Below are 20,672 nucleotides of genomic sequence, written 5' to 3'. Positions count from 1 at the left end.
TATTAATTCATTTAACTTTACTGTATGAGACCTTTAGACCCTTTTAAAAGAGAGAAAATTTTAAAATCTGTTTATGCACTTACAGGCAGACAGGGATTAGCAAGCGTTAATATTTCAGGTATAAGTAAAATAGCTGGAGTTGCTGTAGGAACCCTTTATATCTATTTCAAAAATAAAGAAGAGGTCGTACAGTCGGCCTATGCAGCAGTAGAAGATAAAATGACACAGGCAATGTATCAGGACTTTGATATTAATCTACCTGTAAAGGAATCACTTAAGAAGATTTATATCAATATGCTGAACTATAGGTTAAAAAATTATGACGAAACTATATTTATCGATCAGTATCAACAGTCTGGATACATACAGCTGAATTTCTCCAAACAACTTGCAGAATATGAAATGCAGAATAAACCACTGTATGATCTTTTAGAAAAAGGGCAACAGGAAGGAATTATAAAAGAACTGGATGCAATTATGCTTATCAGCTTTTTTGATGGGGCGGTACGCTCCTGCTCCACAGGGATTATCCAAAAGTTGTTCCCATTAAGCCAAAAACTCGTGGATGACTACTTTGATATGATATGGAGGGGCATGAACAAACAATTTTAAACTTTAAATCACAAATTTTTCATTAATACATTTAATACTATATATCATGAGCATTTTTAAAGACAAAACAATCATAATTACAGGTGCAGCTATGGGGCTGGGACTTGCAGCAAGTAAAGCCGTAGCATTAAAAGGAGCCAACCTTTCTATAGTAGATTACAACGCCGAAGCACTCGAAAAAGCAAAAGCAGAAATCCAGTCAGCCGCACCAGCTGCAAAAATCATAACTATAGTCGCTGACGTTTCAGATGAACAGGCGGTCAAAAATTATGTAGACAAAACAGTTGAAGAGTTTGGCCGTATTGATGGATTCTACAATAATGCAGGTATTGAAGGGAAACAGGCACCACTAGTTGACTACGATATCAATATTTTTAAAAAAGTAATCGACATTAACCTTATGGGTGTTTATTACGGTCTGAAATACGTGATTCCTGTAATGCAGAAACAAGGTGGAGGAAAAATTGTAAACGTAGCTTCAGTAGGCGGCATTAGAGGTGTTATTAATCAAATGCCATATGTAGCAAGTAAACATGCCGTTTCTGGTATGACAAAAAATGCAGCCATTGAATATGGTAAAGATGGAATATTTACCAATGCAATCGCACCTGGTGCTATCCTAACCCCAATGGTGGCTGAAGCTTTTAAACAGGTAAACCCAGCCGACCCTAAAGCAGCTGAAACAACATACGCACAAAGAAACCCTACAAGAAAATTAGGTAAACCTGAAGATGTGGGTAACCTCGTGGCCTTTCTTCTTAGCGATGAGTGTCAGTATGTAAACGGTCAGACCATTGCAATTGATGGTGGAGAATCAAACCTATATGGTAATTCATAAATTAATAGACTTTAATTTAAAAACGGATCATAGGTTAAGCTATGATCCGTTTTTTTATGTAATGCTGTTATATACTTTTTAACGATATTGTTTTATAGCATATAAATTCTATTGCGCATCCCAAGACGCGCTAGGATAGTAAATAGAACTTGTTACAGGAGCTGTCCAGTAATTTTGACTTCCGCCACGGAAGGTGTGCAGACTTACTGCATTCACATTTCGCTTAGCATCGTTTGTCACCCATCGAATTGTCTGATTCAATATCTCGGTACCGTTAACATAGTATTTCACATATCCGTTAGTATTTGATCCAGTATTTAACTTAACAGATATCTGACAATTATAGGTCACTCCCTCTTGTATGTAGTATTTCTTTCCAAAATCATTACCAAATTGGCCCGGCTGATCTTTGTAATAAACATAAGGCTGCAAATAAGCGCCACTTCCTTTCGCGGTGTTTGACCCACTTGGGCAATACCACATAAATCTGGCACTGCCTCCATTGCCATCCCATCCTGGGTCACCGCCGGTATTTTGATCCCCAATTAGAATTCCATATCCACATTTACCACCTCTGCTCCAATAAAATCCAGAATTAAATCTCATCTGGAACCAAACGGTGTAAACCCCTGTTGACCAAACACCATAAGAGGTGCACAAACCACCAGGACATGACAATGTATTTGTCTGCAATGTAATCGTTCTTGATCCAGCAGTACCTTTTGCAGTAGTACTGCCTGCTGGAGCATCATTACCCGTTACGCTGCCGTTTTCAACAAGCTGCAATTCATCCTTTTGAACGCTTTGCGGCTCATTCAAATCTTGCTCCTTTTCACAGGAACTAAACACTAATGCCATAATAACCAGCAAACTTGAAAATTTTAAGGCTTTTTTCATTTTAAAAAAATTAATAGTTAGTAAATAATTAATCTTATCACAGCATTTGAAACTGAACAGAAGCTTACTCTAATCCTTAAAATGAGCATCAATGGTTACGCAAACAAAAACAAGGTTTTTATTTTGATACGATCATAAAACTGATCCTGAACTTGAAAAAATTTGTTTGAATTTTTATTGTTCAGTACGATAAGCATCTATGGCGTTAGTCCTGTTGTAATAGATACTGTAAAGTTGAATAATTACTATTAATTTCAGGAGTAAGAAAGTACGTATTTAGATACAAAAAAATCCAGTAAATCTGTTTTTGTATTTATTTGGCAAAAGAATGCACAAGTAGATTTTATCTGCTAAATATTAATCCAAACACTTGCAGCTAAAAGTTAATAAAAACATAATTAAAAATTTTAAAGGCACTTTCCAATATTTAATACGTTACATTTGAACAAATTAAATATTTAATATGCAAGAAGGTACAGTAAAATTCTTCAATGAAGAAAAAGGTTTCGGATTTATAACACCTAATAATGGCGGAAACGAAGTTTTTGTTCATGTATCTGGTTTATCAGAAAACATTCGTGAAAACGATTCAGTTCGATACGACATAGAAGAAGGCCGTAGAGGTCCAAACGCAGTAAACGTAGTGATAGCATAACATACTATAGAACAAGTTTATAAAAAGCACCTGCCTAAAACAGGTGCTTTTTCATTTTAACCAGTTCAACAAATCATTCGTACTTAACTAAATTAATTTTTTAAGCATGCCGTCAAAAATAAAACCGTGAAACGGCAGAACGGAATACCAGTATATTTTTCCCATAAGACCTTCCGGCCTAAAAGTGGCAGCTTGATATAAAGTATTATTGATTATTTTAAATTCAAGCCAGGCTTCACCAGGCAGTTTCATCTCGGCGTATAAAATCAATTTTCCTTCAGATTTATTGGCATATACAACCCGCCAGAAATCCAGTGCATCTCCTGCATGTATTTCATTTTTATTAGTCCTTCCTCTTCGAGTACCGACACCTCCAAAAATTTTATCGATGAATCCACGTAACTCCCAGAGCCAATCGGCATAGTACCATCCGGTTTCGCCGCCTATAGACCAAATTCGTGCAATTGTATATTCCCTATTTATTATGGTTCTTTTCCTTCTATCAATATAACAGTCCTTTTTTGGAACTTTAAGATATTGAGAAACAGTACCCTTAAACCGTCCGCTTACCTGCGAATCTTTCCAGCTCGAAATGATGTCATCTTCACTAATCTTTTTCAAAGCTCTTTCTAATGCCTGGCGGTAAGTAATAGGTTTAACTCCCAGTATACTATTAATATTATTATCGCGGCAGATTACCTCTACTTTCATACTGCTAACCAACGCAGAGGCGAGTTTAAAAGAAGTTGAGGTTACAAAATAAAGCCAATACGAAGATAATTTTGGAGTCATAACCGGTACCGTAAAAATATACCTCTTTAGTTTTTTTGCTTTGGCAAACTCCAAGAGCATCTCTTTATAAGTCAATACATCAGGTCCTCCAATGTCAAAACTTTGATTATAAGTTAATGGATTTAAGAGTGACCGAATTAAGAATTCTAAAACATCGCTGATTGCAATTGGCTGGCATTTAGTATTGAGCCATTTTGGGGTAATCATAATCGGCAATTTATCGACCAGATCCCGTATTATTTCAAAAGATGCACTTCCTGACCCTACTATAATTCCCGCTCTGAGCACAGTCGATGGTACTGAAGCAGTTTTTAAAATTTCTTCAACTGCCTTTCTTGATGATAAATGCTTGGATAATGATTGGTCATTCACAATTCCGCTAAGGTAAATGATCTGTTTCGCATTTGTCTGGTTTATTTTTTCAATGAAATAATTTGCCGAAATACTTTCGAGTTCATCATAATTAGAAGCACCGGACATGGAATGTATGAGGTAATAAGCCGCATCAATATCATCGGGAATATTTTTAATGCTTTCAGGATCCAGAAAATCAACTTCGACAACCTCTATTTTATTTATAAAGTTTTCAGGTAAATGAAACCTGCTTTTATCTCTTACACAGCAAACTACCTCATTTCCATGACTTAACAACAAGGGCAAAAGCCTCTTGCCAATATAACCTGTAGCGCCTGTTAAAAGAATTTTCATTTCTTAAGTTATCTTTATAATTTAAAGCTTACCAGTCCATAGTCCATCGGGAAAATCTGTCCTGAAATTGAAGCGGCATCTTCAGATATCAGATAATCTGCCATACGAGCAACTTCCTGTGGTTTTAGGTAATTTTTCATAGGATGCCGTTCCATCATATTTTCCTTCATGCGATCGTTTCTTAAAATAGAAGCAGATAACGAAGTCTCTGTAATTGTGGGAGCAATAGCATTGATTCGAACCAAAGGAGCAAGTTCCGCACCTAGTGATTTAGTGAGCCCTCTACCCCTGATTTTGATGCCGCAATACTGGAATGAAAAGGCATTCCGAGTTTTGCCGCAACGGTACTAAATAATACAATTGAGGGATTTTTCCCTTTCTTTAATGCAGGCAGAAAATGCTGAATCACTTTAACGGCACCTATCACATTAATTTCAAAATCGTTTCTAAAATCGTCAATGCTTAAACTTAAAATAGGTTTGAGATTTATTGATCCTGGACAATATACTAAAGCATCAATAATTTCAATATCAGGCAATTCATCCTGCAGCACATCAACTGAAAAATGAATCAAATTAGGATGGGAAAAATCTGGAATAGTCCGACTGATATTATACACTAAATGTTTTTCAAGCTGCTGCTGCAAAATAGCATTGCCAATTCCTCTGCTTCCCCCGATGATGACAATTTTTTTCATTTTTCTTATTGAACTACTTATTTTTTAATGTAAAAACAATTTATTCTTGTTTTATTAATTGTGATAACGTTCGATATCCATGTTAAAGATAAGAATTTGTTTAATTATTTTAGAAAAATATTAAACAAAATAATATTTGTGACATTAAATTAGAATGGATTGATTTTCAAAGTCAGCCAATAAGTTAAAAGCTATTTTCTTTTTATTTACTAAGTGCTAAAAACAAATCATATGAATTTACGCCTTTTCTAAATTCATCACAGCAATCTTTTTCTTTAATAAATTATTAAAAAGTGAGAGTGAAGCTTTGCGGTAAATTCCCGAAGGAAATATTAAAGTTGCCTCACGGCTCATGTTTTTACCTTCAATTGGAACTGCAACAAGTTCAGAGAAATCAAATAAGGAAGAATTCATTAATACAGTAAACCATTTTTTTGTATTAACCAGTTCCAATAGACTATGAATATCATTGATCTCTATTTTTGCCTTCAATTTTATGTTATTTTTTAGAAGCGTTTCATCCAGAAAATTTCTGATACTATAAGTTGGAGATGGCAGCACTAAGTTTAATTCAGTAATTTTTTGAAGCCCTATCTTTTTAAGTTTACTCCACGGATGCGATTTATGAAGAATCAAAGAGAGATTGGCAGAGAATAATGGCATTATATCAAGCTGTTGATCCTGACAGGAAGGCATAAAAGACAGCATACAATCAATTTCATACAAGCGTATTTTTTGAAGCAATTCTGAAGTAGAGCCCAGCACTAGCTGAATCTGGATATCCGGAAATTCCTCATTAAACTCCGTAATCGTTTGAAGAAGTAAATTTACTAGTCCGTAAGTGGAACCAATAGTTATTTTACCGGTTTTTAAATTATTCAAATCCATTAAAACCTGTTTTCCTTCTTCTGCCTGACGAATCGTTTTTCGGGCGTAATCCAGCATAATTTCACCCGCTTCCGTAAGTTTAACCCTCTTTCCTACTCTGTCAAAGAGAAGAACCGTTAATGAATTTTCTAATTCTTTTATTTGATGAGATAATGTACTTTGAGTAATGTATAAATCATCTGCAGCCTGTGTGAAATTTAAAAGTTCTGCCGCGCGGACAAAGTATTTCAATTGACGAAGTTCCATTTTCTTTATTTTTTTTATAAAAGTACAACTCTAAATCGAAAATTTCGATCGATTACATCTAAAAATTTCATTTCCACGATTGGTTTATATTGCAGAACTTTGACATAAGTTAATTTAAAAAACAGAAAAGATGGAAATTTTACAAACACCCGAAAACGCATTATCAGCATCAATTGTTTCAGCAATAATTAATGCTCCAATTGAAAAAATTAATATTGCCGACTGGCTGCTTAACCTGCCGGATGCAGAATATCAACGTTGTTCTGTTAACCATATTGCTGCTGGAATAACTTCTAATTTTGAAGGTATACCGATGTCTATTAATGTAGAATATGTGGGAACAGCACTTGTTGTACAGCATTATATTTTTGATGAATATCGTGCTGATTATTGCCGAATGCTTTCAATTTCTGATACTATTACTGCAGGCGGAAGATCTAAAGTACAGGTTCTTTGGGAGTTGAAAGCAGATAAAATAGATGATACAACAACAAAATTTACTAATACCATTCATGCAACCGCGACTCCTGAATTTTTAGATTTCATCAAACAACACGGAATTTCTCTAGCCGATGCTGCAAAAGCAAGACAGGATGCTTCTGACGCTCATAATCATGAAGAAACACCGCTGTTTGCAAAAAGTATTGAGAACAAAGCGCTATTTGGAAAATATAATCTACCTTTTTAAAAAAATTAGATTATGAAAGCTATTACCATCTCAAAATTTGGAGGGCCTGAAGTTTTGCAATTGGTCGAGGTTCCTGATTTAATTCGATCGCAAAATGAAGTTTTAATTCAGGTAAAAGCTTCAGGCATTAACAGAAGTGACATTTTGCAGCGCCAGGGAAAATATGCTGCTCCAAGCAGTACTTCTAATGAAATTCCAGGTCTCGAAGTATCTGGAATTATCGTAGACTGTGGTCCAGAAGTTACGCAATGGAAAAAAGGCGATCACGTTTGTGCCTTGCTTTCTGGGGGAGGTTATGCAGCATATGTTACTGTAAAAGAAGGTCAGTGTTTACCCATTCCTAAAGGCTTAAATTTTATAGAAGCAGCCAGTCTGCCTGAAACGGTATTTACAGTCTGGTCTAATATTTTTGAACGAGGAAAATTAAAACCAGACGAAACTTTATTAGTTCACGGAGGCAGCAGCGGTATAGGAATTACAGCGATTCAGATCGCTCATGCTTTTGGTTCAAAGGTCATTACGACAGTTGGTTCAGATGAAAAAGCACAATATTGTTATGAATTAGGTGCTGATCTTTCTATAAATTATAAAAAAGAAGACTTCGAAGAAATTTTAAAAACCAAAGGTGTAGATGTTATTCTTGATATGATAGCTGGAACCTATTTTCAAAAGAATCTTTCTATTTTAAACGATGAAGGAAGACTTATTCATATCAATGCAGAAAATGGTAAAAACGTAGAGCTTGATATTTGGCAGTTAATGCTAAAAAGAATTACGATCTCAGGAAGTACACTGCGTGCACGAAATTACGAATACAAAAAACGATTAGCCGCAGAAGTATTTAAAAATATCTGGCCATTAATTGAAAATGGTAAATTCAGGCCTGTTATCTACAAAACGTTTTCCCATCGCGATGCTGTAAGCGCTCATGAATGTATGGAACACGGAAGCCATATTGGTAAAATAATAATCGACTGGGAATCATAATACTATTTTCATTGAATTTAACCACTAAAAAGTCCTAATAAAAATTAGGCCTTTTTAGTTAGTCATTAGAAATCTTCAATTTATATATACTTTTAGCTTTACTGTTTATTTTTTATTTGAGAGCAGTATTTTTAAACACAGTTTTTCCTTCTTTAATCGTTTCAACCACTTGAATATCTTTAATGTTTAAAGGATTTATCTTTATTGGATTTTTATCAAGGATAACCAAGTCTGCCAATTTTCCTTTCTTTAGAGATCCTTTATTATTTTCTTCAAAATATTGATAAGCCGCCCAAATCGTTATGGATCTTAAAGCGTCATAAGCGCTGATTCTTTCCTCAGGCCCAATCACATCACCACTTCTGCTTATTCTGTTTACCACAGAATACAAAATCATTATACTGTTAGGAAGAGCAACAGGCGCGTCATGATGCTGTGTAAAAATCATTCCTTTTTTAAGAGCTGTTCCAGCAGGTGAAATACGATAAGCCCTTTCTTTTCCTAATGTTTCATCTCTATGCCAATCTCCCCAATAATAGGTATGCATTCCAAAAAAAGAAGGCATAATTCCAAGAGATTTCATTGTATCTAACTGGTCTAAGCGGGCAGTTTGTGAATGTATAGCAATTGTACGCCTGTCTTTTTTTCCATATAGTCTGGTGGCATGCTTTACCGCTTTTATATACTCATCAATTGCTGCATCTCCGTTACAGTGGGCTAAAATCTGCCAGTTATTTGCATATGCTGAATCTACAAGCGCGACAGCATCGCTCTCTTTTGGAAATGCAGGATAGCCGGAATAAGTTTTCGGCTGGCCTGGCGGCGGAATAATATATGGTTTTGTAAGCCATGCAGTTTTACCCTGTGGCGAACCATCCAATGAGAGTTTCACGCCTGCAATCCTAAAATGATTTTTATATTCTTTTTGAATACCATTTTTTTTCATATAGGCCATTTGGCTCTGTATGTCAGGATAAGCGGCAACATCGATAGTTAATTTATTTTTAGCCGCAAGTTTTAACCATGTAGTACACGCATCACTTGTTGCTCTTCCCTCCTGTGCCGTTGTAAAACCAAATCTTATATAAGATTTTAAACCTGCTTCAGCAATTTTTTCATTGGCTTCCTCGTCCAGTGTTCCCATAATTTTAAAAAGCGGGGTAAACATAGCCATCTCTTCCAGCACTCCATTAGGTTCATTAGATCCATTTTTTCTTCTAATTACGCCACCTGCAGGATTTTTTGATGCCGCATTATAACCAGACATTTCTAATGCTTTATGATTCATTACTGCTAAATGCCCAGACTGGTGTATAATAATAACGGGGATTGTTGCAGATATCTTATCTAAATCATCTGCCGTTGGAGGAAGCTTTTCTTTCAATTGTGCATCATCATATCCAAACCCACTATCCAGCCATATTTTCCGATAGCATTTTTGTTAGATGCTTTCCATTTATTAAGCAATGAAATAATACTTGCAATATCATTACCAGTGCCGTCAGGAGCCGGAAGTAAATTAGCTGCGACCGCTTGAAATCCGGCGTTCCAAACATGACCATGCGCATCTATGAATCCAGGAAGCATTGTTTTGCCTTTTATATCCTTCATTTCTGTTTCACCTCCTTGAAAATTTTCAGCTTCAGCTATTGAGCCTGCAAAAATAATTTTCCCGTTTTTTACCCCAACGGCTTCCACATACTGCGGCTGGTTGCCTTCCATTGTTATGATATCTCCTCCATAATAAATGGTATCTGCAGAATCTTTCACTTCTTTTTTACAACTTGTTAATGTAATTAATAACATGAATGTCCATAGTATATTTTTCATTTCAAAATTATTTAGTTGTTTTACATCTCATAAATATAGAAATAACATACTGTTTTTTAATTATTTAATAGACAGTATATTTAATTTTTAAATTAATACAGTTAATTCGATCGCGCGGATTTGTAATCCGCGCCCGCAAAGTATAGCTCAACATATTAAAAAAAATCCAGTTTTTAACTATAGGAACGAGCATGGAAAAAATTTCGAGTGATCGCTACACATTAGAGCGATCGGGATTCAATCAACAACAACTGAGAATTTTACTTTCATTTTAGTATTGGGAACCCTATAATTACAAACCAATACTTTTGGCTTAATAAAATCCATTTCCACACAGTTTTTCGTATATATAAGTAAAAGCTGTTGTCATGGAAACATTACCCATTTTTCTTGTAAAAATTCTACAGACGCTTGCCGACAGATACGGTATGAGCTGTACTTTAGAAGAACTGACAAGTCTCTTAACTCCTGTTTTTAATACTTACACATTATTGCAAGACAGTATCGCTGATGAAAAGAAAAAACAAGCGAGGGTACTAGATGCTTTAATACTTTTGAATAAAGAGGGATATATCTTTGTAAGTTCAAGTTCTGATGAAAGTACAATAAGTATAAAAGGTCTAATTTTAGTTAATAATAAAGTTATTTGCAATTAGGTTATATCATCCCAATCCCATTAACAAATCAACAACAACCGATATTCCCCTTCATTTTCTACTGGTGCTCTATGAATACAAGGCTGTACTTGTTGTTTTGGATGATCTACGGCCAATCGCCAAAGATGACCTAATCCTAAATTAATAGGCTCTGCATTGGGATGCAGCTGATAATGCAAATCAAAATAATTTTCTTTTAAAAAGTTTTCGAATTCTTCCTCTGGTCCATCGTAAAGCTCTTTTAGCTTTGTTCGAATTTCTGGAACTAGGATTTTTTGCTCTGCCTGCGAATTAGAAATTATATCACTCGAAGCGCCGTGATAGGTACATAAAAAAGTGTCTGTTGCAATAGGCGAACGATCAACATGAAACGAATACACATCTGTAGATATGAAATCAAATTCATCGTCACGGTCATAACATTTCAGTAAATTTAGAGAAGGCGAAGCGCCAAAATCACTTAATAATTGCAAATCATTTAAGATTATTTCTCGAGCTTTATTTCCCTTTTCTGATAGTTGCAGCGCTTGTAAATCTTCAGGATAAACTTCTGTTATATTTTCTTTTAAATGCAATTGGGCTACAATTTCGTTAAAATCGCCATCCAAATTTCTGTACCAGCACAGCGCATTCATTTCTCCTTTGAAATCGGTATGTACAAGCTCAGCGAAAGTAGACACCACTCCTATTTGGCTGTTGTCAGAAAATATATTGCTCATAGTGTAATAGTAAAAGCTGGTTACTTCATGCATTGCAAAATTATGTAATAGTAGTCAGCTGCGGTATTTTATCGCTATAAACTTTAAGAGAGATTGCCCTTTTCTGCAAAAAAGTAATCTCTCTGTTCCTATAAATAGCTAATAAATTTGAGGTTACTCTAGTATTTCCATATCATAGCGTTCATCACGAAATGTCGCTCCCCATTGATTTACTTCTTGAGAATTAGTCAGCTTAAAGCCTGCGGTTTTATACATATCTAAGGCACGTTCCTGTTTATCGGTAGTAAGCAGAAAAACTTTTTTATACCTTTTTTCGCGGCAGAAAGCTATGGCATCATTCAAAAGCTTTTTTCCTATTCCCAGTCCCCTGAAAGAAGGATCGGACAAAAACCATCTTAATTGAGCCTCATGCTCACTTTGATGAACAATGGCTATACAGCCAATAATCTGGTTGTTATATTCAGCCATCCACAAACGGTCTTTTTCCGGAGAATACTGTTCTAGGAAATGATAAAAAGTTTTCACTACGTAAAATTCAAATTCATTTGAAAAACTTGATTCCTGATCATAAATTTTACTGTGCAAATAAATTATATAACCAATGTCTCCCGGTCTTAAATCATCCCGATAACTGATATCACTAGCAGATATTTTCGAGCTATTTTTGCTGTCTAACATTTTCTTAATATCCCCCATTGCATTCACAAGTTTTTCCTGTTCTGCTGTGCTCAAGTTTTTCACTTTTAATTCTGACTGCTGATCTGCAATAGCATTTAATTTTTGTAAAAGCCTGTTTCCTGAAGATGTCAATTTAATATTAAAAGCACGTTTGTCTGTTACAGAAGGAACTTTCTCAATTACTCCATCTTTTGTGAGCCGTTTTAATACTCTGCTCAAATATCCCTTGTCTAAGTTGAGCGTTTCGCAGATTTCCTGTGCTGTAATATCTTGTTTTTCATTTATTTCATAGATAATACGGACTTCTGTTAATGAATAATTGCTATCAAGATAATTTTGATTTAAGATATCTAAATGTGCTGTATAAAACCTATTGAACGATCTAATTTCTGAACTTATATTTTTCATTTTTCTACTATTATGTTTTGCAAATATACAAAATAGTTGCTTTTGTCAACTTGTTTTTTAAAAAAAGACATTAAATGTGCTCAATTTTTTCTTTCTTAATCTAGATTAATCGACAAACTTTTATAGCTGTAGTAAGTTTGTAAAAGATTTAACAATATCTGTTATTTCTACTACCAAGAACACTAAGTAACAAGGATTTAAAATTGCTGATTTCTAATAATATATTATCTTTAAGAATGCATTTTATCCTTTTTATTTCTGTTATAAATAGAATTAAGAATCAAAAAAATAGATAACTCAAAAAACATGGAAACAATAAAACTAGAATTAGACGAGAAAAAACACGGCGCTTTTAATCTGTATGTAGATGAAAAAAAGCTGGGCGAAATGACAGTAAGTCTAAAAGATGATTTGCTAACCGTTTATCATACAGGAGTTGAACCAGAAGCGGAAGGAAAAGGTTATGCAAAAAAACTACTTGAAGAAATGGTGTCATACGTGCGTGCCAATAATTTAATGGTTTTACCGCTTTGTCCTTATGTTCACGCACAATTTAAAAGACATCCAGATGAATATCAGGACATTTGGAAAAAATAACAGCCACTTAATAATTAAAAAATAAACTCATGAATTTAGAAATTATAACAGACGGAGTTCCTCTAAATGATGCTAAAAAAGCCTTGATTCTGATTCACGGCCGTGGTGCTGGTGCTCATGATATCCTTTCGATTGCAAAACACCTTAAAGTCAGCGATTTTGCATTGGTTGCACCTGAGGCAGAAAACAGAACTTGGTATCCGTATTCATTTTTAGTTCCGCTTGAAGAAAACGAACCTTCTTTCTCAAAATCGTTAGAAGCCATTCATCAGGTTGTTGTTGCAATTCAGCAAAACGGAATCGAAAAAGAGAATATTTACTTTCTTGGATTTTCTCAAGGTGCCTGTCTTGCTTTGGAATTCACAGCCAGAAATGCCGCTAAATATGGCGGTGTCGTAGCTTTTACAGGAGGACTTATTGGCGATAAAGTATATGAAAATCATTATGCAGGAAATTTCGAAAACACACCAATTTTCATCGGAACGAGCGATCCAGACTTTCATGTACCTGTGGAAAGAGTAAATGAATCTGAAGCGCTTCTTCAAAAATTAGGCGCATCGGTAACAAAAAAAATCTACCCAAATATGGGGCACAGCATAAGTCAGGACGAAATAGACTTGGCTAACGAACTTATTTTTACAAAAAAATAATGATACAAATAACCCGTGTTTACAGCGACGCAAATGGCGAAAGTCATTTTGAAGACTTTGAAGTTCCGTTGAAAAACAATGGCGATATCGGATTTTTATCTGATGATGAACCCGTAAAATCAATTGTTTTTAGAGAAGTCAGCCCGTCTTACGATTATGATTTTCATAATGCTCCAGATCGGCAATATATTGTTTTACTGGAAGGCGGTGTAGAAATAGAAACTTCATTGGGAGAAAAAAGAAAGTTTGAAACTGGTTCAATTTTATTGGTTGAAGACACAACAGGAAAAGGTCATAAAACAAAAAATATAGAACCAAAACTTCGGAAATCTATATTTATAAAACTGTAATTTAAATACTCGAAATAAAAATTTAACCGCAAAGTTCGCAAAGCCTTAACTGATTTAGCTTTGCGAACTTTCTAATTATAACGTATTACACTATCAGATAAAAAGCTTTGCGAACTTTGCGGTTAAAAATTTTTCTCAACAAAATTATGGTTTTTTATTTCTTAATCTAGGTTAATCGATCCAGAAGCATAACTGAAGTAAATTTGTATAAGAAAATCAATAACAATTTAATACATAAGATACCATGGAAAATAAAATTTTAGGCTTACACCATATTACTGCAATTGCAGGTGACGCCAAACGTAATTTCAACTTTTATTCTAACATATTAGGATTAAGATTCATTAAAAAAACAGTGAATTTTGACGATCCAGGAACATACCATTTTTACTTTGGTGACGAAGTAGGAAGCGCAGGAACAATCTTAACTTTTTTCCCTTGGGGAGAAGGAATCCAGCAAGGAAGAAAAGGTTCTGGAATGGCAACTGAAATTGGTTATTCTGTTCCAAAAGGAAGCCTTGATTTCTGGCAGGAACGTTTTGAGAAATACAATGTAATTTACAATAAACCAGCTGAAAAATTTGGCGAAAAGTATCTTACTTTCTTAGATCCAGACGGATTGAAATTAGAGTTAATCGAATCTAAAACAGAAGACAACAGAAAACCTTGGGAAACTGATGAAGTAAAAGCAGATGTGGCTACAAGAGGTTTCCACAACATTACTTTGACTTTAAACAGTATAAAAGCAACCGCTGCAATTTTAACCGAAATATTTGGTTATAAATTGATTGAGCAAAATGTAAACCGTTACCGTTATGCAACAGATGCGGTGGAAAATGCTGCAATTGTTGATTTGGTAGAATTAGAAGAAGAAAAACGCGGTCATGTAGCAAACGGATCTGTGCATCACGTAGCTTTTCGTGTTCCAAATGACGAAGTTTTAATGCACTTCCGTGAAAAAATCGAAGACTACGGATTGTCTATTACACCGCAGATTGACAGAAATTATTTCCATTCTCTTTATTTCAGAGAACCAGGCGGAGTTTTGTTTGAAATCGCTACAGATAACCCTGGTTTTACAGTAGATGAAAGCTTAGAAGAATTAGGAAAAAACCTAAAACTTCCTGCACAATACGAATCTGATAGAGCGGCTATTGAAGCGCATTTGGTTCCAATTAATTAATTTAAAATCCCATATATTTTAAAAACCTGCAAATCTTTGACTTGCAGGTTTTTTGTTGGAGAATACTTTTAGTATATAATTTAAAACTCTTTCTATGGAAATGATTACTTCTTAAAGTTAAGACAACTGAATTTGAACACATAAATCCTCAATCTGAACACTTTTTAAATCCATAACTTCCTGAATTTTGCTTTATAATTAAAATCTAAAAAACATGAGCACTCAAAAAGTATGGTTTATTACCGGCGCATCAAAAGGAATGGGACTTGAAACCGTAAATGCTGTTTTAAAAAACGGTGGCAAAGTTGCTGCCACTTCCAGAAATCTACCAGAATTAATTGATAATATTGGAAATCAAACTGAAAAATTCCTGCCGCTTCAGGTTGATATTACCAATGATAAAGAAGTAAAAAATGCTATTCAAAGCACAATTGATACTTTCGGAAGGATTGATGTTGTGTTAAACAATGCTGGATATTATCTGGTGGGAAGTGTTGAAGAAATCAGCGATGAAGAATTTCGCAAAACGATAGATGTCAACCTATTGGGAACCGTAAACGTAATTCGTAACGCAATGCCTTTTCTGCGTCAGCAAGAATCAGGACATATTTTAAATATCGCATCCAATATGGGCTATATCGGATATGCTAATACTGGAAGTTATAACGCCGCAAAATTTGCCGTAATCGGACTTTCAGAAGCATTGGCTCAGGAAGTAAAACCTTTCCATATAAAAGTCACTGCAATCGCTCCAGGAATGTTCCGTACCAGTTTTATGAGCGACAGCACTTTGGCAGAAGCCAAAAATAAAATAGCCGTTTACAATGTAGAACAACATGTAAATATGCTGAAAAGTTTTGACGGAAACCAGCCCGGAGATCCAAAGAAACTTGCCAAAGTTCTGCTTGCTGTTACTGAATTGCCAAATCCGCCTGTACATCTTCCATTAGGAAATGATAGTTATGATTCGATTGTAGCTCATCGAAAAAATGAAGCGCAGGAAATGGAAACATGGAAACATCTTTCGTACTCAACTAATTTCGATTAATTCGTAAATTTGCTTCAATGAAAAAATCAGTTCCACATAAAATCAAAAGCATTTCAGAGCTGCATCAGTTATTTGCGCTTCCAAAACCAGATCATCCTCTGGTTAGTGTAATTGATTTTGCGTTATTGAGTTACAAACACAGCGACATCTGGAAACATTTTACGAATGATTTTTACTGCATTACTTTGAAAAAAGGCATCAACGGAAAATTTAAATATGGTCAGCGTGATTATGATTTTGATGAAGGAATGATGACATTGACAAAACCCGATCAGGTATTTTCGGTAACACATACTAACGATAATCCAGTTACAGGTTTTATGCTAGTTTTTAAACCCGATCTAATCCGGAATTACCCTTTAGGAAAAACAATACACAATTATGGATTTTTTTCTTATTCAATTGCCGAAGCATTACATCTTTCTGACAAGGAAGATGTAATTATTTCTGGTCTTTTAAAACAAATGCAGGACGAACTGAAAAACAATATTGATCATTACAGTCAGGATTTAATTGTTTCGCATCTCGATTTACTGCTCAATTATAATTAATAGATTCTACGGCCGCCAATTTATTACCAGAAAAACTTCAAATCCTGATTTATTGAGCAGAATAGATCAAACTTTACTGAACTATTTTGAAAATGAGAATGGAGTTTTAAAGGGAGTTCCAACAGTTCAGTATTTATCGCAGGAATTAAATATTTCATCTAATTATTTAAGTGACTTACTCCGAAGTATTACTGGCTTAAATACTCAGCAATACATTCAGAATCACATTATTGAAAAATCAAAACAGCTGCTGGCAGGATCAAATTTAAGTGTAAATGAGATTGCTTATTCATTGGGTTTCGAGTATCCGCAGTCTTTTAGTAAACTCTTCAAAAAGAAAACCAATATAACTCCCCTGCAATTCAGACAGTCATTTAATTAAAAAGAGAAAAATTGCTTTAAAATTTGGAATACACTTATTTTTATTTAATTTTGTACCGATCATTACAAAATTAAAACAATGAGAGGAAGACCAACTATTTACGAAGACGAAAATATTGTCAAGAAAGCACAAGAAATATTTTGGCAGAAAGGATATAGCGCAACCTCATTGAGTGATCTGCAAAAAGCAACCGGAGCCGGCGCTGGAAGTTTTTACAATACTTTTAAGGGAGGTAAAAAAGAGGTTTTTCAAAAAGCCATTGAAGAAAGACGACTAGCTTTTGATGCATTTAAAACGGAATTAAACAAAAGCGAATCTCCATTAGAATTAATTAAAGACTTTTTTAGAAGTATCGCTTCCGCGGAAGAAAATGAGCATCTTAAAGGCTGTATTATTGCCAATACGGTTGTAGAAATGACTTTTATTGATGAAAATCTGGAAGCAAATGCGGTACAGATTTTAAAAGAGGCCGAACAAATGTTTACTCAGGCAATTAAAGAGGAAAAATTAAAAGGAAATTTAAAAACGCAAACAGATCCCGAAATTCTGGGCAGGTATCTAATAACATTTTGGTGCGGACTTAATACACTTAGAAGAATGTACCCGGACAAAAATGTCTTAAAAAATCAAATCGAAATGCAATTAGCTGTTATCAGCTAATTTTTTTGACTATTTATGTATCGATCATTACAAAAATAAATAAAAATGAATTTAAAATTAGAAGGGAAAAAAGCTTTTATAAGCGGTTCGACACAAGGAATTGGTTTTGCAATAGCCAAACAATTATTAAATGAAAAAGCTGAAGTTATTATTAATGGAAGGCATGAAGAAAGAACAAATCTGGCAGTACAAAAATTAAAAAATGAATTTCCAGATGCTATAGTTTCAGGAATTGTCTGTGATTTTGAGAAAAAAGAGGAAGTAACGGCTTTATTAAATAAATTAAACCATATTGATATTTTAATTAATAACGTTGGCATTTTCGAATTGAAAGATTTTGAAAATCTGGAAGATGAGGATTGGTATAGAATGTTTGATATTAATGTGATGAGCAGTATCAGGCTTTCTCAAAGACTTTTACCCCAAATGCTTCAGAAAAAATCAGGAAGAATCGATTTTCATCAGCAGCGAATCTGGTGTGAATATTCCTGGAAATATGATTCATTACGGAATGACAAAAGCAGCAATGACGGCAGTAAGTAATGGTTTATCTAAACTAACTGCAGGTACGGAAGTAACCGTAAACACAATTTTAGGCGGCCCAACTTATTCTGATGGAGTTGCTTCAACAATTGAACATATCGCTTCTTTACAGAATATCGAGATTGAACAAATGAAAAATGCCATCGTACAACAGACCAATCCGCATTCTTTATTGCAGCGTTTTATTGATCCTTCTGAAATTGCTTCGCTGGCAGTTTATCTTTCAAGTCCGCTTTCAATTGCAACAAACGGGGCATCGCTACGAGCAGATGGAGGTGTTTTAAAAACTATATGATCATTTAAAGATGATATTTTCCTAATAGCAATTAATAAGCCGGAAAAAATTCCGGCTTATTAAAATTGATCTTTTAAAAATTATTCTTTTTGATCCACAAAAACGTACAGCTTTTGCACTTTTCCGTTTTCAATAACAAACAAATCCATTCCAGTTCCTGCTTCGGGTTTGTTTTTTGTACCAAATTGCCAATAAACACGCACTATATTATGATGTGTTTCAAATGACTTAACGGTGAATGTGAAATCTTTATTTTTTTGCTGCAGCTCTGTTACAAATTTATTGATCTCACCTGTTCCTTCTGATATAAAGTGGCGGTCTATCATTTCTATATCTGCTGCATACACTTTATTCAATAATGCAGCTCGTTTAGATTCGTTTCTTTCATTCCAGATTTCAAAATGTCCCTCAATTATCGCTTTCTTTTTTTCAAGATCAAAATCATCTGCTGCAGGCTTTTTCACTGCTGTTTTTGGTGACCATAATACTGTTTTAGGATTTGATTTTTCATACCCCTTGCCATTTGGGTACGAAACAAGTTCCATTTTAGAACCCCACGGAGTTTCAAAATAAACCCATGTTTCACCAGCCGTGTCTCCTGATGGTGTCAGGAATGGTTCGCCCAATACTTTAACACCTTTGCTTTTTAAATATTTTACTGCTGCATTGATATCTGAAGTATAAAAAGCAATATGTGAAGCTCCAATATCATCAGAATTAGGATGTGTTTTGCTTCCTTTATTATCGGCATAATAAAACACTTCGATACTGGCGCCCGTTCCGGCGTTTATCATTTTTATGGTTACGGCTCCAGTAGCGGGATTAATATGGTTGGCTTCTTTCCATCCCGCATCAAGCGGAATTGGTCCGAGTTGTGTAACTGGAGTGAACCCAAGTACATCTTGAAAAAAGGTTACTGCTTCTTTTAAGTCGGGAACGTTAATTCCAACGTGATCTATTCCCAGAATCCCTGCGTTGTTTTGCGCTGCCGCTTTTTCTGAAGTTGAGAAGAAAAAAACTAAATTTAGTAATGCAATGGCAGGAGTATGTATTTTATGAGTTGTTTTCATGATTGTATAAAGTATTTGAATTATTATTAAAATGTGATTATTCGAAAAATTAATTGCTGTATGCAGCTAACCATTTTGCTTTTATGGCAGCACGTGCTTCTATAAATTCTTTGTCGGTTCCCTGAGCGATAGCATCTAGTGGAAAACGAAGCGGATGCTCCCCTTTTTTCATATTAACCAATTCCAGAATTCCGTCGGCAATAGTTTGCGGGTTCATATCAAACTGAGCCATTTTACCAAATAATGCACCGCCTAAAGCATTGAATTTCTCTGTTGCAGCGTCTCCATATTGTTCTATGATTTCTTGTTTGTCGGCATGTATTCCTGCTTTTGAGCCGTTATTCATTTCGGTTGGATAAACTCCTGGCTGAATACTTACGTTTTCAATTCCGTAATCGGCAAGTTCATCTTGCAGTCCTTCTGTAAAACTTTCGACAACTAATTTTGAAGCGATGTACGGAATCATAAAAGGAAGTGTATGTCCGCTTGCTCCAGTTGTGATATTAATTATAAGTCCGTTTTTTTCTTTTCTCATTGAAGGAAGAACGGCCTGATAAGTACGAAGTACACTGTAAACGTTTACGTCAAACATTTTACGCATTTGATCGATTGAATATCCTTCCAGCAAACCAAAACCGCTTACTGCAGCATTATTAATAAGAACATCGATTTTTCCGTATTTGATAAGTACTTTTTCAAAAGCGTTGTTTACAGAAGCATCGTCTGTAATATCGATATCTACTACTTCAATGTTTGAAAGTGCTGAAAGTTCTTTTGCAACAGCTGCATTTTTGTCTTTTGTGTTGCGCATTCCTGCAATTACGGAATGACCTGCATTTGCTAAAGTGATAGCTGTAAGTTTACCAAATCCTGAACTTGTACCTGTAATGAAAATTGTTTTTGACATGATTTCTATTTTTAAATGTTTATAATGTTTGTTTCTTTTGAACATTACAAAGTTGCGTAGAATGCAAAACCTGCACATTGATTAGAAATAAGTAAAAACTTGATCTAGATCAAGAGTTGGTAATTGGCATAAAAAAA

25 protein-coding genes and 1 pseudogene are annotated in these 20,672 nt (G+C 34.7%); 16 read left to right on the top strand and 10 right to left on the bottom strand.

From position 1 onward, the window contains the following. The first annotated feature begins 24 nt into the window (after nt 1-24). Nucleotides 25-612, top strand: coding sequence for a TetR/AcrR family transcriptional regulator (locus QE431_RS09215; RefSeq protein ID WP_057118168.1), 588 nt, complete (start codon nt 25-27; stop codon nt 610-612). Nucleotides 613-658: 46 nt separating this feature from the next. After that, nucleotides 659-1,450 (top strand): glucose 1-dehydrogenase, encoded by a 792-nt coding sequence (locus QE431_RS09210; protein WP_057118170.1) that lies wholly within the window; start codon nt 659-661, stop codon nt 1,448-1,450. Nucleotides 1,451-1,558: 108 nt separating this feature from the next. On the opposite strand, the gene QE431_RS09205 is transcribed toward QE431_RS09210, so the two are convergent. Next, entirely contained in the window at nt 1,559-2,308 is a 750-nt protein-coding gene (locus QE431_RS09205) for a polysaccharide lyase (protein ID WP_307295169.1), read from the bottom strand. A gap of 502 nt (nt 2,309-2,810) precedes the next feature. Here QE431_RS09205 and QE431_RS09200 point away from each other — a divergent pair. After that, nucleotides 2,811-3,002 (top strand): cold-shock protein, encoded by a 192-nt coding sequence (locus QE431_RS09200; protein ID WP_057118174.1) that lies wholly within the window; start codon nt 2,811-2,813, stop codon nt 3,000-3,002. An 87-nt stretch (nt 3,003-3,089) separates the two neighbouring features. Here QE431_RS09200 and QE431_RS09195 read toward each other — a convergent pair whose 3' ends face one another. The 3 genes and pseudogenes from QE431_RS09195 to QE431_RS09185 form a co-directional block, all read right to left on the bottom strand. Then, the gene (locus QE431_RS09195; RefSeq protein ID WP_307295168.1) at nt 3,090-4,502 is read right to left on the bottom strand and encodes an SDR family oxidoreductase; all 1,413 of its coding nucleotides are present in this window, start codon (nt 4,500-4,502) and stop codon (nt 3,090-3,092) included. A gap of 14 nt (nt 4,503-4,516) precedes the next feature. After that, nucleotides 4,517-5,199, bottom strand: a pseudogene (locus tag QE431_RS09190) (SDR family NAD(P)-dependent oxidoreductase). A 237-nt stretch (nt 5,200-5,436) separates the two neighbouring features. Next, the gene (locus tag QE431_RS09185; protein WP_057118180.1) at nt 5,437-6,333 is read right to left on the bottom strand and encodes a LysR family transcriptional regulator; all 897 of its coding nucleotides are present in this window, start codon (nt 6,331-6,333) and stop codon (nt 5,437-5,439) included. A gap of 130 nt (nt 6,334-6,463) precedes the next feature. On the opposite strand from QE431_RS09185, the gene QE431_RS09180 reads away from it, so the two are divergent. Further along, the gene (locus QE431_RS09180; RefSeq protein WP_057118182.1) at nt 6,464-7,021 is read left to right on the top strand and encodes a hypothetical protein; all 558 of its coding nucleotides are present in this window, start codon (nt 6,464-6,466) and stop codon (nt 7,019-7,021) included. A gap of 12 nt (nt 7,022-7,033) precedes the next feature. Further along, entirely contained in the window at nt 7,034-8,008 is a 975-nt protein-coding gene (locus QE431_RS09175; RefSeq protein WP_307295167.1) for an NAD(P)H-quinone oxidoreductase, read from the top strand. Nucleotides 8,009-8,120: 112 nt separating this feature from the next. Here QE431_RS09175 and QE431_RS09170 read toward each other — a convergent pair whose 3' ends face one another. Together QE431_RS09170 and QE431_RS09165 are read right to left on the bottom strand one after the other, a co-directional pair. Then, nucleotides 8,121-9,392 carry an amidohydrolase gene (locus QE431_RS09170; RefSeq protein WP_307295166.1) on the bottom strand — a complete coding sequence of 424 codons (1,272 nt, stop codon included), beginning with the start codon at nt 9,390-9,392 and terminating at the stop codon, nt 8,121-8,123. Continuing rightward, on the bottom strand, nt 9,389-9,838 hold the full coding sequence (locus QE431_RS09165) for an amidohydrolase family protein (protein ID WP_307295165.1): 450 nt from the start codon (nt 9,836-9,838) through the stop codon (nt 9,389-9,391). The genes QE431_RS09170 and QE431_RS09165 overlap by 4 nt, the downstream gene beginning before the upstream one ends. A gap of 368 nt (nt 9,839-10,206) precedes the next feature. On the opposite strand from QE431_RS09165, the gene QE431_RS09160 reads away from it, so the two are divergent. After that, nucleotides 10,207-10,494, top strand: coding sequence for a hypothetical protein (locus tag QE431_RS09160; protein WP_307295164.1), 288 nt, complete (start codon nt 10,207-10,209; stop codon nt 10,492-10,494). A gap of 20 nt (nt 10,495-10,514) precedes the next feature. On the opposite strand, the gene QE431_RS09155 is transcribed toward QE431_RS09160, so the two are convergent. Further along, nucleotides 10,515-11,213: a DUF1826 domain-containing protein gene (locus tag QE431_RS09155; RefSeq protein ID WP_307295163.1), complete on the bottom strand. Its 699-nt coding sequence runs from the start codon at nt 11,211-11,213 to the stop codon at nt 10,515-10,517. 153 nt (nt 11,214-11,366) lie between these two features. Beyond that, nucleotides 11,367-12,299, bottom strand: coding sequence for a bifunctional helix-turn-helix transcriptional regulator/GNAT family N-acetyltransferase (locus QE431_RS09150; RefSeq protein WP_307295162.1), 933 nt, complete (start codon nt 12,297-12,299; stop codon nt 11,367-11,369). 306 nt (nt 12,300-12,605) lie between these two features. Here QE431_RS09150 and QE431_RS09145 point away from each other — a divergent pair, with 306 nt between their 5' ends. From QE431_RS09145 to QE431_RS09100, 10 genes are all read left to right on the top strand, one after another. Continuing rightward, complete coding sequence (locus tag QE431_RS09145) at nt 12,606-12,896, top strand: GNAT family N-acetyltransferase (RefSeq protein WP_307295161.1); 291 nt, start codon at nt 12,606-12,608, stop codon at nt 12,894-12,896. A gap of 29 nt (nt 12,897-12,925) precedes the next feature. After that, nucleotides 12,926-13,546 carry an alpha/beta hydrolase gene (locus QE431_RS09140; RefSeq protein ID WP_281865418.1) on the top strand — a complete coding sequence of 207 codons (621 nt, stop codon included), beginning with the start codon at nt 12,926-12,928 and terminating at the stop codon, nt 13,544-13,546. Then, entirely contained in the window at nt 13,546-13,896 is a 351-nt protein-coding gene (locus QE431_RS09135; protein WP_307295158.1) for a hypothetical protein, read from the top strand. Before QE431_RS09140 ends, QE431_RS09135 begins: the two co-directional genes overlap by 1 nt. Before the next feature lie 244 nt (nt 13,897-14,140). After that, nucleotides 14,141-15,079, top strand: a complete 939-nt coding sequence (locus tag QE431_RS09130; RefSeq protein ID WP_057118198.1) for a ring-cleaving dioxygenase — start codon at nt 14,141-14,143, stop codon at nt 15,077-15,079. A 214-nt stretch (nt 15,080-15,293) separates the two neighbouring features. Beyond that, nucleotides 15,294-16,127: an SDR family NAD(P)-dependent oxidoreductase gene (locus QE431_RS09125; protein ID WP_307295155.1), complete on the top strand. Its 834-nt coding sequence runs from the start codon at nt 15,294-15,296 to the stop codon at nt 16,125-16,127. A 17-nt stretch (nt 16,128-16,144) separates the two neighbouring features. Then, a complete protein-coding gene (locus tag QE431_RS09120) occupies nt 16,145-16,678 on the top strand; it encodes an AraC family ligand binding domain-containing protein (protein WP_307295153.1) in 534 nt (177 codons plus the stop codon). A 52-nt stretch (nt 16,679-16,730) separates the two neighbouring features. After that, on the top strand, nt 16,731-17,060 hold the full coding sequence (locus tag QE431_RS09115; RefSeq protein WP_307295152.1) for an AraC family transcriptional regulator: 330 nt from the start codon (nt 16,731-16,733) through the stop codon (nt 17,058-17,060). Nucleotides 17,061-17,138: 78 nt separating this feature from the next. After that, nucleotides 17,139-17,720 carry a TetR/AcrR family transcriptional regulator gene (locus tag QE431_RS09110; protein ID WP_307295149.1) on the top strand — a complete coding sequence of 194 codons (582 nt, stop codon included), beginning with the start codon at nt 17,139-17,141 and terminating at the stop codon, nt 17,718-17,720. 45 nt (nt 17,721-17,765) lie between these two features. Continuing rightward, nucleotides 17,766-18,263, top strand: coding sequence for an SDR family NAD(P)-dependent oxidoreductase (locus QE431_RS09105; protein WP_307295147.1), 498 nt, complete (start codon nt 17,766-17,768; stop codon nt 18,261-18,263). Then, on the top strand, nt 18,232-18,558 hold the full coding sequence (locus tag QE431_RS09100) for an SDR family oxidoreductase (RefSeq protein ID WP_373428869.1): 327 nt from the start codon (nt 18,232-18,234) through the stop codon (nt 18,556-18,558). Before QE431_RS09105 ends, QE431_RS09100 begins: the two co-directional genes overlap by 32 nt. Nucleotides 18,559-18,638: 80 nt before the next feature. Here the strand turns inward: QE431_RS09100 and QE431_RS09095 are convergent, their stop codons facing one another. Both QE431_RS09095 and QE431_RS09090 read right to left on the bottom strand, forming a co-directional pair. Then, nucleotides 18,639-19,628, bottom strand: coding sequence for a VOC family protein (locus QE431_RS09095; protein ID WP_307295143.1), 990 nt, complete (start codon nt 19,626-19,628; stop codon nt 18,639-18,641). A 49-nt stretch (nt 19,629-19,677) separates the two neighbouring features. Continuing rightward, a complete protein-coding gene (locus QE431_RS09090) occupies nt 19,678-20,535 on the bottom strand; it encodes an SDR family oxidoreductase (RefSeq protein ID WP_307295141.1) in 858 nt (285 codons plus the stop codon). Between the last annotated feature and the right edge of the window lie 137 nt (nt 20,536-20,672).

The sequence above is a fragment of the Flavobacterium sp. SORGH_AS_0622 genome (assembly GCF_030818825.1).
Classification (GTDB): domain Bacteria; phylum Bacteroidota; class Bacteroidia; order Flavobacteriales; family Flavobacteriaceae; genus Flavobacterium.
The sequence above is the reverse complement of the archived record's forward strand: the minus strand, read 5'-3'. Positions and strand labels throughout refer to the sequence as shown.